Source organism: Comamonas aquatilis (assembly GCF_965139575.1).
GTDB classification, from domain to species: Bacteria; Pseudomonadota; Gammaproteobacteria; order Burkholderiales; family Burkholderiaceae_C; genus Comamonas; species Comamonas aquatilis.
This window is the reverse complement of record NZ_CBCSIW010000032.1, coordinates 13,985-27,269: the sequence shown is the minus strand read 5'-3', so window position 1 is coordinate 27,269 and position 13,285 is coordinate 13,985. Positions and strand designations below refer to the sequence as shown.

At 59.8% G+C, this 13,285-nt stretch carries 20 protein-coding genes, 1 tRNA gene and 1 pseudogene; 16 read left to right on the top strand and 6 right to left on the bottom strand.

Annotated elements, in window-relative coordinates; translation table 11 throughout:
* The 5 genes and pseudogenes from ACNAZA_RS21650 to ACNAZA_RS21630 all read right to left on the bottom strand — a co-directional run.
* Positions 1 to 253: pseudogene (locus tag ACNAZA_RS21650) on the bottom strand (DUF1281 family ferredoxin-like fold protein); the annotation flags it as partial.
* Positions 254 to 378: 125 nt separating this feature from the next.
* Positions 379 to 455 (bottom strand) — tRNA-Arg (locus ACNAZA_RS21645).
* Positions 456 to 490: 35 nt separating this feature from the next.
* Entirely contained in the window at positions 491 to 616 is a 126-nt protein-coding gene (locus ACNAZA_RS21640; RefSeq protein ID WP_415798562.1) for a hypothetical protein, read from the bottom strand.
* A gap of 8 nt (positions 617 to 624) precedes the next feature.
* Complete coding sequence (locus ACNAZA_RS21635) at positions 625 to 1,239, bottom strand: VWA domain-containing protein (RefSeq protein ID WP_415798561.1); 615 nt, start codon at positions 1,237 to 1,239, stop codon at positions 625 to 627.
* 594 nt (positions 1,240 to 1,833) lie between these two features.
* Positions 1,834 to 2,532 (bottom strand): S24 family peptidase, encoded by a 699-nt coding sequence (locus tag ACNAZA_RS21630; RefSeq protein ID WP_415798560.1) that lies wholly within the window; start codon positions 2,530 to 2,532, stop codon positions 1,834 to 1,836.
* An 83-nt stretch (positions 2,533 to 2,615) separates the two neighbouring features.
* On the opposite strand from ACNAZA_RS21630, the gene ACNAZA_RS21625 reads away from it, so the two are divergent.
* On the top strand, positions 2,616 to 2,873 hold the full coding sequence (locus ACNAZA_RS21625) for a transcriptional regulator (protein ID WP_415798559.1): 258 nt from the start codon (positions 2,616 to 2,618) through the stop codon (positions 2,871 to 2,873).
* Positions 2,874 to 2,998: 125 nt separating this feature from the next.
* On the opposite strand, the gene ACNAZA_RS21620 is transcribed toward ACNAZA_RS21625, so the two are convergent.
* Positions 2,999 to 3,325, bottom strand: a complete 327-nt coding sequence (locus ACNAZA_RS21620; RefSeq protein ID WP_415798558.1) for a hypothetical protein — start codon at positions 3,323 to 3,325, stop codon at positions 2,999 to 3,001.
* Between the two features lie 162 nt (positions 3,326 to 3,487).
* Here ACNAZA_RS21620 and ACNAZA_RS21615 point away from each other — a divergent pair, with 162 nt between their 5' ends.
* From ACNAZA_RS21615 to ACNAZA_RS21545, 15 genes are all read left to right on the top strand, one after another.
* On the top strand, positions 3,488 to 3,964 hold the full coding sequence (locus ACNAZA_RS21615; RefSeq protein ID WP_034358852.1) for a phage regulatory CII family protein: 477 nt from the start codon (positions 3,488 to 3,490) through the stop codon (positions 3,962 to 3,964).
* Positions 3,961 to 4,809 (top strand): hypothetical protein, encoded by an 849-nt coding sequence (locus tag ACNAZA_RS21610; protein WP_415798557.1) that lies wholly within the window; start codon positions 3,961 to 3,963, stop codon positions 4,807 to 4,809. The genes ACNAZA_RS21615 and ACNAZA_RS21610 overlap by 4 nt, the downstream gene beginning before the upstream one ends.
* Positions 4,806 to 5,348: a hypothetical protein gene (locus ACNAZA_RS21605; protein ID WP_415798556.1), complete on the top strand. Its 543-nt coding sequence runs from the start codon at positions 4,806 to 4,808 to the stop codon at positions 5,346 to 5,348. The genes ACNAZA_RS21610 and ACNAZA_RS21605 overlap by 4 nt, the downstream gene beginning before the upstream one ends.
* On the top strand, positions 5,345 to 6,094 hold the full coding sequence (locus ACNAZA_RS21600; protein WP_415798555.1) for a phage antirepressor KilAC domain-containing protein: 750 nt from the start codon (positions 5,345 to 5,347) through the stop codon (positions 6,092 to 6,094). Before ACNAZA_RS21605 ends, ACNAZA_RS21600 begins: the two co-directional genes overlap by 4 nt.
* Positions 6,095 to 6,225: 131 nt before the next feature.
* The gene (locus ACNAZA_RS21595; RefSeq protein WP_415798554.1) at positions 6,226 to 6,645 is read left to right on the top strand and encodes a DUF1064 domain-containing protein; all 420 of its coding nucleotides are present in this window, start codon (positions 6,226 to 6,228) and stop codon (positions 6,643 to 6,645) included.
* A complete protein-coding gene (locus ACNAZA_RS21590) occupies positions 6,642 to 6,899 on the top strand; it encodes a hypothetical protein (protein WP_415798553.1) in 258 nt (85 codons plus the stop codon). Before ACNAZA_RS21595 ends, ACNAZA_RS21590 begins: the two co-directional genes overlap by 4 nt.
* Positions 6,893 to 7,201: a DUF4406 domain-containing protein gene (locus tag ACNAZA_RS21585; protein ID WP_415798552.1), complete on the top strand. Its 309-nt coding sequence runs from the start codon at positions 6,893 to 6,895 to the stop codon at positions 7,199 to 7,201. Before ACNAZA_RS21590 ends, ACNAZA_RS21585 begins: the two co-directional genes overlap by 7 nt.
* Positions 7,195 to 7,455 carry a hypothetical protein gene (locus tag ACNAZA_RS21580; protein WP_415798551.1) on the top strand — a complete coding sequence of 87 codons (261 nt, stop codon included), beginning with the start codon at positions 7,195 to 7,197 and terminating at the stop codon, positions 7,453 to 7,455. The genes ACNAZA_RS21585 and ACNAZA_RS21580 overlap by 7 nt, the downstream gene beginning before the upstream one ends.
* Before the next feature lie 14 nt (positions 7,456 to 7,469).
* Positions 7,470 to 8,129 (top strand): hypothetical protein, encoded by a 660-nt coding sequence (locus ACNAZA_RS21575; protein ID WP_415798550.1) that lies wholly within the window; start codon positions 7,470 to 7,472, stop codon positions 8,127 to 8,129.
* 148 nt (positions 8,130 to 8,277) lie between these two features.
* Complete coding sequence (locus ACNAZA_RS21570) at positions 8,278 to 8,700, top strand: hypothetical protein (RefSeq protein WP_415798549.1); 423 nt, start codon at positions 8,278 to 8,280, stop codon at positions 8,698 to 8,700.
* Positions 8,690 to 9,007 (top strand): hypothetical protein, encoded by a 318-nt coding sequence (locus tag ACNAZA_RS21565; RefSeq protein WP_415798548.1) that lies wholly within the window; start codon positions 8,690 to 8,692, stop codon positions 9,005 to 9,007. Before ACNAZA_RS21570 ends, ACNAZA_RS21565 begins: the two co-directional genes overlap by 11 nt.
* Before the next feature lie 45 nt (positions 9,008 to 9,052).
* Positions 9,053 to 9,268, top strand: a complete 216-nt coding sequence (locus ACNAZA_RS21560; RefSeq protein WP_415798547.1) for a hypothetical protein — start codon at positions 9,053 to 9,055, stop codon at positions 9,266 to 9,268.
* A 528-nt stretch (positions 9,269 to 9,796) separates the two neighbouring features.
* Positions 9,797 to 10,276, top strand: coding sequence for a phage terminase small subunit P27 family (locus ACNAZA_RS21555; RefSeq protein ID WP_415798546.1), 480 nt, complete (start codon positions 9,797 to 9,799; stop codon positions 10,274 to 10,276).
* Positions 10,269 to 11,993 (top strand): terminase large subunit, encoded by a 1,725-nt coding sequence (locus tag ACNAZA_RS21550; RefSeq protein WP_415798545.1) that lies wholly within the window; start codon positions 10,269 to 10,271, stop codon positions 11,991 to 11,993. The genes ACNAZA_RS21555 and ACNAZA_RS21550 overlap by 8 nt, the downstream gene beginning before the upstream one ends.
* A complete protein-coding gene (locus ACNAZA_RS21545; protein ID WP_415798544.1) occupies positions 11,990 to 13,285 on the top strand; it encodes a phage portal protein in 1,296 nt (431 codons plus the stop codon). The genes ACNAZA_RS21550 and ACNAZA_RS21545 overlap by 4 nt, the downstream gene beginning before the upstream one ends.

Here is a 13,285-nt window from a genome sequence, read left to right as displayed (position 1 = left end):
CATCCAGCTGTTTGATGTCTGCTGCCTCGCGGCTTTGGGCTTCCAGTGCTCGAAGCAAGGGGTGATCCGAAAGCGCCCGTCCAACTACAGTCTCTGCCATGGTTTCGGCGCTCATGCTGATTCCATTCCAGTCCGATCCCACGATGCACGGCGATGGCATAGCCTTGCTGAAATCAAATCGCCCTTGTTGATTGGTCGCGGCCTCAATTACAGCCTGCGAAGCTAGCACTTTGTTCGTGACCCAATTTGGCATCTTTGCTCCTTGAAAAACAAAAGCGCCCTCGGATGAAGACGCTTTTGTTTTGGCCCCGCTAAAGCCCTGCGGGGGAAGGCACATGCATGCCGCATGCTGGCTACTCGCTCACATTTCAATCTCCTTGGCCCCTCCTGCACGACTCGAACGTGCAACCTACTGCCTAGAACACAGCAGCTCTATCCAATTGAGCTAAGGAGGGAGGCCCGGATGCGCTCCGGGTGGGCGTGCAGCTGCTTACTTGAACCAGGCCGCAATGGCCGACTTCATGGCAGCCACAGTGCGGAATTTGTTCCCGCACCAGAAGCCAGCGGCAAACACTGCAAGCACAAAGGCCAGCAGGATCACGTCAACCATCATCATGGTTGGGCTCAGTCTTCGATTGCTGCTGCAATCAGCTCGGCCGTGGTGGCGAAGGCATCAGCTTCGGCCACGGTCTTGGCATCCACGATGTCGAACTGGGCGCCCTTCAGGTCGTCGTCCAGCGATTTCAGGTAGGCCGTTGCGGCCGCGTCGTCACCCACCTGGATGAACAGCACGGTGCAGTCGTTGTCGTTGGCTTGGCTGTTGGCCTGCTTGATGATGCGAGCAGCGGCGGCTTCCTTGTTGTCGGGTACGCCGTCGGTGAAGACAATGATCATGTCCTTCTTGTCGGACTTGCCGGCCAGCGCAAATGCCGCGTCCAGCGCTTCGGCCAGCGGCGTGGTGCCGCGAGGTTGGCGAGTGGCAAAGATTTCGCGCGCCTTGTCGGCTGTCACGCCATCGAAGGATTCCACCTTGCTGCCAAACAGCACCAAGCCCAGACCGTCTTGGTCAATCTGCTGTGCATCGCGGATCACGGCCATTGCAGATTCTTGAACGCCTTGCCAGCGGCTGGTGCTGGAGCCCGTCTTGACGGGTTCACCCATGGAGCCGGATGTGTCGATGGCGATCACGATGTCATATTCAGAGAGCTTGTTGATGAGGGCTTGAGCGGTAGTAGTCATGGGAAGGCTTTCAAATTGCAGGGGAGGGCCGCCCTGCTATCGGCGTAAAAAAGCCAAGCGCTCTCTGGGGAAAGGGCTTGGCTTTTTTGCCCCTGATGTCGCTCAGGGGCTGGCGCTGCTTGCGCAGAGGGCTTTTCTTTTCTTGGCAACCCTGTATGCCTCACCCCCGTTTTATTGACCCAGGGGCTGGTTCGCGGTGCAGTGGTAGCTCGCCTGCTGCCGGCTCAAGTCCGACATACATGCGGCGCCATATCTCGTTCGCGTTGCTTTGTCCCGTCCGGGAGCAGAGCGCTACTAGCCTTCGCACCGGCAGATTCGCTGTGTCGCGTCTGCCCGCGACCGGCCCTCTTATTGCCCGCTGTCCGTCGCGGGGGTGCTTTGTTTACCCAGCCTGCCAAGCTGCATGAGCGCATGCACGGTGCTGGATCGATCCCTGGGCACCCATCGCAGCGGTTTGTTGCTGCGATGGATGAACTTTAGCCTTGAGCTAATGTTTGTGTCAATAGCCTAAGGCTAATTTAATTTCGTGAGTTGTTAGCTTTAGGCGAAAAAAAGCCCGCAATAGCGGGCTTGATGGTGGCTGGAAGGTGATACTTATTTGAAGAAGCGGCGATGCTCCACCATGGTTCCAATGATCTCGATAGGTTGTTCGTCTGAGCGCATTGTGGGGTAATCCTCGTTCAGCGGAACAAGTTCAAACACTTCATTGCCGAGTACGTCAATGGAGCGTGGACGGTACTTTTTGAAGGTGGCTTCTTCTCGACCATTCTTTGCGGCGACAAACGAGCCAGGTCGGGGCTTAACTGAGGGGTCAATGATGACGACATCGCCCTCTTTGAAGTCGGGCTCCATGGAGTTGCCGCGAATTGTCAGTACGAACGTGTCCTTGGAGTGCTTGTCACTTGTGATCAGCCAGTCGTGAGCGTCACTAGGCTGAAAGTCGCCCGCTATTTCAGTCCATAGTCCGGCTTGAATGTAAGAAATAACAGGGACGCGACGAACCCCTGCGAGGGCTGCGAATTCTGCGTTGGAGCCCCCAGGCGTGCTTAGCTCATCGCGGCTGGCGGGTTGATCCATCCAGCCCTCGGGCTTATCTGTTTTGATCTCAATCTCTCTTGCTATTGCATTGCTCATTACCCGAGGTTTGCCAGTTTTGGAGTTGGTGGAGGCATTTAGCCACTGGCTGATTTGGGCGGGAGCTTTGCCAATCACTTCGGAGAGCGCAGCTTGGCTGCCTGCTTCTTTGATGAGCCGGCCTAGGTTTTCACGTCGCGTAACGTCAATCGGTTGCATGTGTTGAGTATTTAGCAATTGGCTAATTGCGACAATGAGCGAGAGGCTATTGACATGAATTAGCCTTAGGCTAAAATTTGCTCATGAAGCTATCGGAATACCTCAAAACATTAGAGCGAGGCGGCAAGTCTGCGTTTGCACGGAAGATAGGTGCTCACGCCTCTGATCTCTCTGATTGGTGCAGTGGCGACCGGCCAATTCCTGCTCACTACTGTCCTGCAATTGAGCGCGAAAGCAAGGGGGTGGTAAGCCGCCTCGATTGCCGTCCAAATGACTGGCAGGTCTATTGGCCCGAGCTGGCGCAGCCCTCCACCCCGACCAAGGAGGTGGGCAATGAGTGAGGTTCGCAAGGCCAAGAGGCCAGGGCCGCTGCCGATGCACAGGTCAATTCGGTCTGCTTGTATGGAACGAAAGTTTGACCAGTTGATGGCCTTGTCGGTCGCTCTTGAGGAGCAGACGAAAGCGATTACGCAGCTTTTTGCGCCACGGGCCAAAGCTGATGATTTTGCAGACGCTCGTGGACGTCCGGAGGCAAAGATCCGCGAAGGAAATCCTGGTAGGACTCTACAAGCACGTCTCCAGTCGAAAAGTTCAGTAGCAGGGACTCTGTCCGAAGCGACTGGTATGCGAGCGCTGCAATGAGTGGATCTGTTCCACCGTCCATTTTTACGAGAGCGGTGGCAATGGTTGTGTTCGCCGCAATCATCGCAAGCAATTGCACCTGTAGCGCTGAAATCTCTTCGATGCGTTTCGCTTGCTCGACAAGCATTTGTTTCAGCTTTTCTTCGCTCATGTCCGCAATCCTGTTGTCTGCTGGTTGTGCATATAGCACAAGCATAGCTCAGGGTGCGGCGGGCACCTTCCCCTCTCCTCTGGCCTGTTTTCGTTTTCATGCAGGCAGTGTGTTTTTCTGCGGCCCAGCTCGCAACGTCCTTTTTCTCGGAGTCCGGACGACATGAATGCTCTTGATGCACTGCGACGCATGGTCGCCAACTACCCGGGCGGCCGTGCTGCTTTAGCTACCCGTCTGAATAAATCCGATGAAGTTCTGCGCAAGGAGCTGAGCGGCGTTTCTCCGAGCCACAAGATGGGCCTCGCTGACGCTGAAGAGATTGCGTCTATGTGCCGTGAGGCGGGTAGCGCTGAAGCGCATGCCTTGGGCACGGTCTTCTCATTCAACGCCGGCATGCTGGCGCTGCCCGAGGCCCAGCCTGGTGCTGAAAAGTGCCTCTCCAAATCCGCAGCCATCGCTGTGCGTGAATGCGCCGACGTTCTGATGGCAACCACGATGGCGAAGGCCGACAACAACGTCAGCGACAACGACAAGCGCGTGGTGCAGCGTGAGATCGCTGAGGCCGTGGCTGCGTTACTCGCTGTTCAGCAGTCCCTGGATGCAGAGCACGCAGCAGATAACGCGAGGTCAGAACGATGAGCAAGCTCCCATGGTTCCGCACCTACACGCGGATGGTCGATGACGACAAGTTGAAGCTTCTGGCCTTTGAGGATCGCTGGCACTTTGTAGCCCTGCTGTGCCTCAAGGGCGAGGGTCTGCTGGACAAGGGCGATGCGCCTGCTTTGCTGATGCGCAAGGTGGCTGTGAAGCTGGGCCTGGACGTGCGCAGCCTGGAAGAGGTGGCCCGCCGCCTGGCTGAGGTTGGCTTGATCGAGCAGGCCACCCTGCAGCCTTCCAAGTGGGCCACGTTGCAGATGCGCAGCGACACCGACAACACCGCCGCAGAGCGCAAACGTCGCCAGCGCCAGCGCAAAAAAGACGAAGCTTCAGAGGGAGAAGAGGGTGGTCACGACGATGTCACGGATGAGTCACGCGTGACGGGTACGGATGTCACGCGTACAGATACAGATATAGATACAGATAAAGAAGACTTAGTTAAAGAACTAGCTTCTGTTGGTTGTGCTGACCGTGACACTTCGCCTTCCGCTCCGTCAAACGCAGGCAGAACGACCGGTAAAACCGCGACTGGAACGCGCTTACCCAAGGACTGGAAGCTGCTCAAGAGCTGGGGAGACTGGGCTATTGCCGAGCATCCGGCCTTGACGGAGGAGGAGGTGCGCCGGCAGGCCGCGATGTTTGCCGACCACTGGCATGCGAAGGCAGGTAAGGATGGACGCAAGGCCGACTGGTGCGCGACCTGGCGCAACTGGATCCGTCGCGCTGTGGAAATGCCCGGCACTCGCCGCCCATCCATGGCGCCAGCCTCTGCTGCTGGTGGCAAGCACGCTGGGGCCATGGCCGCGATCTTGGGAGACCTCGAATGAAACCCATCGGACAACTGGCCCACATGGCCGCAGCGCCGCGCCGCGAAGAGTCGCAAGCCGTGGCCACCGGTATCGCAAAGCTGTTCCTGCTGATGCAGGGCTCCTACGGCACGGCATTCCTGAGCAAGTTCAGTTCTGGCGTGCTGGAGGGCGGCAAGGACATTGGCATGACTGCCGCGCTCAAGGTCTGGGGTGCTGCACTGAGGAAGTACACGCCGGACGTGATCGAGATTGCTGCCGCGCGCATTTCCGCATCTCACCCTGAGTTCCCGCCGAGCCTGCCGCAATTCGAAGCCTTGTGCCGGGCTGCTACGCCCCGCAAGACCTACGCCGAAGAGTCTGGCCTGCTGGCGCTGCCGGCGCCCAAATTGGTGCGCCTGGATGTGCCTATCCAGCCTCAAGGCGACGGCAAGGACTGGGCTCGCAAGATCGTTGCCCGCGCTGAGGCTGGCGACAAGACCGTTACCCACGGCGTGCTCAAGGGCGCAATGGAGGCGCTTGGGCTCAATAAAGGTCGGAAGCAGGGAGGTGCGGCATGAGCTTCACGAAAGAGATCACACCCATGAAGGAGCAGAGCATGCAACTGCAAACCCAAACCGTGCAGAAGATGAGCACCCGCGAGATAGCGGATCTGTTGGGCAAGACCCATTCCAACATCAAGATAAGCGCCGAGCGGATGCAAGCCACTGGCGTGATTAGAACCCTTGCAGTGCAAGAGTTCGAGCACAACGGAAACCGATACACCGAATACCTGCTGGAGAAGCGCGACAGCTTGATCCTTGTCGCGCAAAACAGCCCGGAGTACACGGCGCGCATCGTTGACCGCTGGCAGGAGCTGGAGGCCCAGCAGGCGCCCAAGCTGCCCCAGACCATGGCCCAGGCCTTGCGTTTGGCTGCTGAGCAGGCCGAGCAGATTGAGCATCAGCAAGCCGCGCTGGCGCTGGCCGCGCCCAAGGTGGAATTTGTGGAGCGCTACGTGCAGCCCGGCACCGGCAGCATGGGTGTGCGTGAGGTGTGCAAAGTCCTGGGCGCCAAGCTGAACGACTTCACTGATTTCTTGCTCAAGCGCGGCCTGATGTATTGCACCACTCCGCAGGGCCCGCTGACGCCGCGCGCCGAGCATATGCACAACGGCCGCTTTGAAGCCAAGACCGGCACGGCAGAGCATGGTGACAACTCCCACGCTTATGTGCACTACAAGTTCACAGCCAAGGGCGTCAACTGGATTGCGGGTCTGTGGAGCCAGAACCAAGTCAAGCAGGCGCTTGCACGGGGGCTCGCATGAATGCACGCAAGTCACTTCAAGCAAACGCGGGACCATCTGGTGAGGCTGGCCATGACGCCGGGCTGCTGGCAGCAGTCCAGGTACAGGGCTATGGAGTTGGAAAGGGAATCCGTGACACATGGGCACGGCCTGTGGCTGGGAATGCGGGAATCGGTCAAGGCCGAGCTGCAGCGCCTGCAGTTCAAACCGCATCCCAGCGAGCTGGCGCCCCTGTAGCCAAGTACGGCAACAAGAAGTCTGTGGCCGCCGACGGCACCACGTTCGACAGCCGGGCCGAGCACCGGCGCTGGGCGCATCTGTGCCAGTTGCAGGCCATGAGCCTCATCAGCGACCTGCGCCGCCAGGTGGTGTTCGAGATGGTTCCATCGGTCAAGTTTGCTGGCGCTGCGCGCGCCCGGCCTGCCATTCGCTACATCGCTGACTTCGTGTACCTGGAGAACGGCATCGAGGTGATCGAGGATGTGAAGGGTGTGGAGACCCCGGAATTCAAGATCAAGCGCCACCTGATGAAGGCTCTGCTGGGCCTGGAAGTGAAGGTGGTCAAAAAATGACGCAGGCATTGAACCCCGCATTCTTTGGCAAGGTCGTGCCCCTGGCTGGCCAGCGCAAGCCGCCCAGTGCTTCGCGCATAACGCGGCTGGTTTGGCCGGAATATGACCGTCTGCCGGATGGGCGCTACCTCATTGAGCGCTGGATGGAAAACCGCTGCTGCAACCGCATGCAAGTGGGCGCTCGCACTGTCTACGTGTGCAACGACTACGGCTTTCTGGTGCCAGTAGAGGACAGGGGGCGCGCATCGTGGTGAAACGCATCTACATCGCAGGGCCCATGAGTGGCCTGCCCGAGTTCAACTACCCGGCCTTTCATGCTGCAGCTGCTGTGCTGCGCGCGCAGGGTCACCATGTCGAGAACCCTGCGGAGAACCCCCAGCCCGCCTGCGGTACATGGCAGGGCTACATGCGTATGTCGCTGCGCCAGATCGCGGCCTGCGACTGCCTCTACATGCTGCCCGGCTGGCGCGGATCCCGTGGCGCCCGCATTGAACATGGGCTGGCGCTGGATTTGGGCCTGGAGGTGCAGGACTTCGGGGAGGGCTCCGGATGCTGAACCGACTGAACGATAAAGAGCGCGCCCACTTGGCAGCGGTCAAGGAGCTGCCCTGCAGCGTGTGCGACCAGGCCGGGCCCAGCGAGGCGCACCACATCGAGCAGCGCCAGCAATACACCGTCGTGGCCTTGTGCGAGAGCTGCCACCGTGGCCCGCTGATGGGCTTGCATGGCCAGCGCCGGATGTGGGCAATCAAAAAGATGAGCGAACTGGACGCGCTGAACGTAACTGTTCGGCGCTTGATGGGCAATTGATGAAAGAGGACAGGATGACCGATACACCAACGACTCAGGAACGTTACGCCAGCGCAACCCAATCGAGCAGCCTGCGAGTTGAGGCGGGCCTGCAAGGTGATGCTGACTACTTGATTGCAGCCGGCTGGAGCAAATCGCGCTTCGGTGCTGCTTTGATGCGGTTGCACAGCGAGTGGGATGCAGCTGCGCGCCGCGGCTGCCAGATCCCTCGTCAGGCGACCCGTAAGCAGATTGCGCAGCTGGCTCGGGACATCGCCACGGCGAAGCAATCGAAGCAGGTAGAAAAAGAGCACTCGGACGCTGCCCGCAAGCGCCTTGAAGATGGGTTTGTTTCTGAGCTCAAAGAGACCATGCGCATGCTCAAGATGCTCCCCGAGGTGCGCTTGCATCTGCAGCTGACTGCAGCGCTGGATCAATGCCCAGAGACCGAATCCGTTTGCTGTGCCGTGCTCTTGCATTGGCTCAAGCCGGTATGTGCCGCATGCAGTGGTCGAAAGTTTCAGCTTTCACCGCGAGCTGGGGAGCTATCGTCTGTCGCCTGCAGGTTTTGCGGTGGTTCAGGCCATGGCAAGGTTCCAGGCGGTGAGCATGGGAGAAAGCTCCTCACCTATATGGAGGACTGTGTGGGGCGCGCTCGGCAGGGCATACGCTCCCGGTTGCATGGAAAGGCTTGACACTGGGCCACCTGCCTTTAGAATTGCGCTGTCGGTCGCAAGAAAAATCTTGCCACCAGTCGTCATTGTCCGATGCCCTGCATGCAGCCCGTAGCGGTGCAGGTAGCCAGAGATGAATAGACGCGCCCATATAGCCCGCAGCAGATGCTTGTGGGCTTTTTTGTTTGTCTCCTTGCTGGCCGAAAGCCGGCAACTGCCGCCCTGGTTCTGCCTCGGCGGCTTTTTCATTCCCGGTTCGCTGCCACCGAGCACGCCCGACGATCACGCACATTGCAGTAGGGGCGGATCACTCGGTGGCAGCACCTATCCCGAGGAGAGCGAAGTGCTCTACACAGCAGAGAACGCACGGGGTGCAACGGTCATTGATGTGGACACCGGGGAGCGCTTTGCCCGCGTGCTGGAGGTCAGCACCTCAGGCGGCTGGATCAAGGTGCACGACAACCCGATCCGCCTTGATGCGCAGGGGCGCATAGCAGGCGGGCGCATTCGATTCCGTTCTGTCTATGCCATCAAGGGGCTGGAGCTTATGCCCTGCCTGTTTCACTGTTACGGGAGGGTCCATGCTGGCTAGCTCTGTATTTGATAGCGTGAAGGTGTCTAACCTGCAGTCTGGCGACATATTGGTTATCAAGTGCCAGCAGGTGCTGTCGAATGGCGCGGTAGACGCGCTTATGCAGCGGATGGAAGTGCTCCTCCCTGAAGGTGTGAAGGCCGTGGTGCTGGACGGCGGCTTGGACGTTGAGGTGCTTCAGCCTGAGCGGCGCCAACAACAAGAGCCCCCCGAAGTCGCGCTGTTGATCGAATCCGACATCCGTGATGGCGGCCCAGTTGCAGACACGCTGCAGCGCACCTACGGGTTGCAGCGCCAGGGCCGCTAGATGCCGCAGCGTACTAACCAGAGAGAGGCAAATATGGAGGCAGTAGTGAACATCGCCGGCTTCGCGCTCTTGGCCGCTGTCGTCGCTTCGCCTGTGGCATGCACCATGAACCGCCAAGCTCTGATCATCGAAGCGGTCAAAGGTGGAGCTGATCCGATAGCAGTACGGTGTGCAATTGAATCGGACATGGGGCAGTCAGCCGTGTGTATTGCAAAGGCGCTGCAGCGTCCGGGCGAGGTGAGTAATGCCGCCGCGCCCTAACCGTCCCTGCCGGCACCGAGGCTGCAACGCCATTCACCGCAATGCCAACGGCTACTGCGATCAGCATCAGGAGCAGGCTCAACAGGCAAAGCGCGGGAGTTCCGGGCAGTTCAGCGCCTGGTACACCACAACAAGGTGGCGAGCCCTGCGCAAGCGTCAGCTCGTGGCGGAACCCTTGTGCGCCTACTGCATGAGGGACGGCAAGGTGGAAGAGGCTGTGGTGTGCGACCACATCACGCCGCACCGCGGCGACCCAGAGATGTTCTGGGTGGGGCCTTTTCAGTCCCTGTGCCTCTCGTGCCACAGCGGCGAAAAGCAGCGTGAGGAACGACGAACCAAGGGAAAGCCCTAGGTTTCCGGGTCTGACATGCCTATTTTTTGAGCAAAATGGCAGATTGTGTCAAAAAAAAGACATTTTCGAGCCCAGGGGGAGGGGTGGGTCGAAAGTCCGGACCCCTATCGGGAACCAGCCGCGCCCCTAGTCAAATTTTTACGCCCGCGAAAAATGAAATTTAAACCGGAGGCCCAATGGCAGGTGCTGCTGGGCGCTCTGGCCGTCGCCCGAAACCCACGGCCAAGAAAGAGTTGGCCGGGAACCCTGGGAAGCGTGCGCTAAACAAGTCAGAGCCCGACTTCGGTCTGGTTCGCAATATCCATTGCCCGATCTGGATGGGGGATGACGGCCGCGTCCTGTGGGAGACGCTGGCGCCGCTGTTGTGCCGGGAGCGTGTTCTCGAGGCGACCGACGTGCAGAACCTCGAGGTTTACTGCAACGCCTACGACCAGTTCCGCATGGCCCAGGTTGATGTGAAGGAAAACGGCATAACCGTTGCAGGCGCCACAGGCGGCGTCGTCAAGAATCCGGCGCTAACGGCACTCAAGGAGGCGACCGCGATGATGGCCACCTACGGCGGGATGCTGGGGCTGGATCCATCGAGTCGTCAGCGAATCATGGGCAAGAAGCCAGAAGGGGGCGGCAATCCGTTTGCCGTGTTGATGAATGGCTAAGTATCCTGCTGTTGACGCCGCGCTCAAGTTCGCCAAGGACGTTATTAAGGGAAAGGTTCCCGCGTGCCGGTATGTGATCCTTGCCTGCCAGCGGCATCTGGACGATCTCGATCGCGCCAAGGACGATGACTGGCCTTACTTTTTCGACCCAAAGGAGGCCCAGCGAAAGATCGCCTTGATCGAGTTGCTGCCGCACACGAAGGGCGAGTGGGCATTCAAGCGTCAGCTGGTGACGCTGGAGCCCTGGCAGAAGTTCGGCCTGGCTTGCACTTTTGGCTGGAAGCGCAAGCGCGACAAGATGCGCCGCTTCCGAGAGAGCTACTGGGAAGTAAATCGCAAGAACGGGAAGTCGGTGATTGCCGCCGGCGTTGGCCTGGCGATGTTCTGCCTGGACGATGAATTCGGCGCCGAGGTCTACTCGGGCGCCACAACGGAGAAGCAGGCGTGGGAGGTGTTCCGACCTGCGCGGCTCATGGTCAAGCGATCTCCTATGCTGGTCGAGGCCGCGGGCATCGAGGTCAATGCCTCGAACCTGAACAGGCCAGCCGACGGCAGTCGATTTGAGCCTTTGATTGGCAACCCTGGCGACGGCGCGAGCCCTTCGTGCTCCATCGTAGACGAGTACCACGAGCATGACTCGGACGCGCTCTACACCACCATGTTGACCGGCATGGGGGCCCGTAAGCAGCCGCTGATGTTCATGATCACCACGGCGGGCTTCAATATCGAAGGTCCGTGCTACGACAAGCGCCGCGAAGTTCTGGAAATGCTTGAGGGCACTGTTCCGAATGAGGAGCTGTTCGGCTGGGTGTGGACCATTGACGAGGGTGACGACTGGAAAGATCCAGCCGTCCTGGCCAAGGCAAATCCGAACATCGGTGTGTCGGTCTATCAGGAGTATCTGGAAAGCCAGCAACGCCGTGCGGTTCAGCAGGCCCGCTTCACCAACACGTTCAAGACTAAGCACCTGGGCGTGTGGGTGACGGCCAAGGCCGGCTTCTTCAACGTTTCCCAGTGGGAGTCACTGAAGGATTCCTCCCTGACGCTGGAGCAATTCGAGGGCCAGCCGTGCGTGCTGGCATTCGACTTGGCGCGCAAGTTGGACATGAATAGCATGGCGCGCCTGTTCTGGCGGGACATCGACGGGAAGCGGCACTACTACAGTGTGGCGCCTCGATTTTGGGTGCCCGAGGACACGGTGGCCAATCACGACAACCGACGGATGGCCGAGCGGTATCAGAAGTGGGTGAATGCCGGCCTGTTGATCCAGACCGATGGCGCGGAGATCGATTACCGGGAGATCCTTGAAGAGGCCAAGGAGGCCAATCACCTGAACCCCGTGCAGTCGTCGCCAATCGACCCGCATGGCGCCACAAACCTTGCGCACCAACTGGACGACGAGGGTTTGACGCCGATCACGATCACGCAGAACTACACCAACATGAGCGACCCGATGAAGGAGATCGAGGCGGCTATCGCCTCGGGGCGCTTCCATCATGACGGCAACCCGATCATGACCTGGTGCATCGCGAACGTGATCGGCAAGACCCTGCCAGGAAACGACGATGTGGTGCGGCCGATCAAGCAGGGCAATGACAACAAGATCGACGGCGCGGTCTCACTGATCATGGCTGTTGGCCGCGTGCTGGTGCCGCCAGACGGCGAAGGCGACATGGATGACTGGCTGAGTAACCCAATACGGACGGGCAAGGCATGAAAATACAGAAGAAACCGGGCCTTGCGGGTCGCGTGCGCGCGGCCATCGACGGCTGGGTGCGGTCCTTCAGCCTTCGGGATAAGGACCTCTACACAGATCGCGAGATGGCCAGCGAAGCGGGCGTGGACGTGACGCCGAAAGGGGTCATGCAGGTGGATGCAGTCTGGAGCTGCGTTCGCCTGATTTCGGAGACCATCGCGACGCTGCCTCTCTCAATCCATGAGCGAACGACCTCTGGGAAGCGCCTGGCCAGTCACCACCCTCTGCATTTCGTTATCCACGACCAGCCCAATGCTGATTCAACGGCCTCGGTGTTCTGGGAGGCGCTGGTCGCCTCGATGCTGCTGCGTGGCAATGGCCGTGCCGAAAAGCTCTACGTGGGCGACAGGCTGGTGGGCTTGGCCTTTCTGGACCCGAACAAGCTGGTTATCACGCGGGACGCCAACGGCCGCAAGATCTACCAGTACCCGCGGCCTGACGGTGTAATGCGGCATATTCCATCTGTCCGTATCTGGAACGTTCCCGGATTCACGTTGGATGGTGAGACGGGGGTCTCTGTGATCGCCTATGGCGCCAAGGTCTTCGGGGCCGCGATGGCGGCTGAGCGGTCAGCGGCCCGGACGTTTCGCAATGGCATGCTGCCGACGGTCTACTACAAGGTTGCGGCATTTCTGAAGCCTGATCAGCGCAAGATGTTCAAGGAGGAAATCGCCGGCTCCGTCGAGCGGGGGGAAACCCCGCTTCTGGAAGGCGGCACAGACGTCGGGACTGTAGGCATCAAGCCATCGGATGCCCAGCTCCTCGAGTCCCGGTCCTTCTCCGTGGAGTCGATCTGCCGCTGGTTCCGTGTGCCTCCTTGGATGGTGGGGCACACCGAGAAATCCACCAGTTGGGGGACTGGCATCGAGCAGCAGATGATCGGCTTCCTGACTTTCACCCTGGGCCCTTGGCTGAGGCGGATCGAGCAGGCGATCAATACGGACCTGCTGGCGCCGGGCGAGCGCTCGCGCTACTACGCCAAGTTCTCCGTAGAAGGCCTGCTGCGCGCCGACAGCGCCGGCCGCGCGGCCTTCTATGCCGCGATGGTGAACAACGGGATTTTGACCCGCGACGAGGTTCGTGAGCTGGAAGACCGAGAGCCGATGGGCGGCAACGCTGCAGTGCTCACGGTGCAGTCGGCCATGACCACGCTTGATTCTCTGGGGCAAGACGCCTCGGCAGCACAAACAAACCAGGCCAGGGCCGCGCTCCGCGCGCTGCTGGGCTTCACCGAAGAGCCGCAGAAAGGCTGA

Bases quoted from the DNA above. Each gene is read 5' to 3' on its own strand.
- ACNAZA_RS21630 (WP_415798560.1), bottom strand. From the start codon at position 2,532: ATGCAACCGATTGACGTTACGCGACGTGAAAACCTAGGCCGGCTCATC.
- ACNAZA_RS21605 (WP_415798556.1), top strand. From the start codon at position 4,806: ATGAAACCCATCGGACAACTGGCCCACATGGCCGCAGCGCCGCGCCGC.
- ACNAZA_RS21580 (WP_415798551.1), top strand. From the start codon at position 7,195: ATGCTGAACCGACTGAACGATAAAGAGCGCGCCCACTTGGCAGCGGTC.
- ACNAZA_RS21590 (WP_415798553.1), top strand. From the start codon at position 6,642: ATGACGCAGGCATTGAACCCCGCATTCTTTGGCAAGGTCGTGCCCCTG.
- ACNAZA_RS21550 (WP_415798545.1), top strand. From the start codon at position 10,269: ATGGCTAAGTATCCTGCTGTTGACGCCGCGCTCAAGTTCGCCAAGGAC.
- ACNAZA_RS21555 (WP_415798546.1), top strand. From the start codon at position 9,797: ATGGCAGGTGCTGCTGGGCGCTCTGGCCGTCGCCCGAAACCCACGGCC.
- ACNAZA_RS21620 (WP_415798558.1), bottom strand. From the start codon at position 3,325: ATGAGCGAAGAAAAGCTGAAACAAATGCTTGTCGAGCAAGCGAAACGC.
- ACNAZA_RS21615 (WP_034358852.1), top strand. From the start codon at position 3,488: ATGAATGCTCTTGATGCACTGCGACGCATGGTCGCCAACTACCCGGGC.
- ACNAZA_RS21640 (WP_415798562.1), bottom strand. From the start codon at position 616: ATGATGATGGTTGACGTGATCCTGCTGGCCTTTGTGCTTGCAGTGTTT.
- ACNAZA_RS21610 (WP_415798557.1), top strand. From the start codon at position 3,961: ATGAGCAAGCTCCCATGGTTCCGCACCTACACGCGGATGGTCGATGAC.
- ACNAZA_RS21545 (WP_415798544.1), top strand. From the start codon at position 11,990: ATGAAAATACAGAAGAAACCGGGCCTTGCGGGTCGCGTGCGCGCGGCC.
- ACNAZA_RS21600 (WP_415798555.1), top strand. From the start codon at position 5,345: ATGAGCTTCACGAAAGAGATCACACCCATGAAGGAGCAGAGCATGCAA.
- ACNAZA_RS21575 (WP_415798550.1), top strand. From the start codon at position 7,470: ATGACCGATACACCAACGACTCAGGAACGTTACGCCAGCGCAACCCAA.
- ACNAZA_RS21625 (WP_415798559.1), top strand. From the start codon at position 2,616: ATGAAGCTATCGGAATACCTCAAAACATTAGAGCGAGGCGGCAAGTCT.
- ACNAZA_RS21565 (WP_415798548.1), top strand. From the start codon at position 8,690: ATGCTGGCTAGCTCTGTATTTGATAGCGTGAAGGTGTCTAACCTGCAG.
- ACNAZA_RS21635 (WP_415798561.1), bottom strand. From the start codon at position 1,239: ATGACTACTACCGCTCAAGCCCTCATCAACAAGCTCTCTGAATATGAC.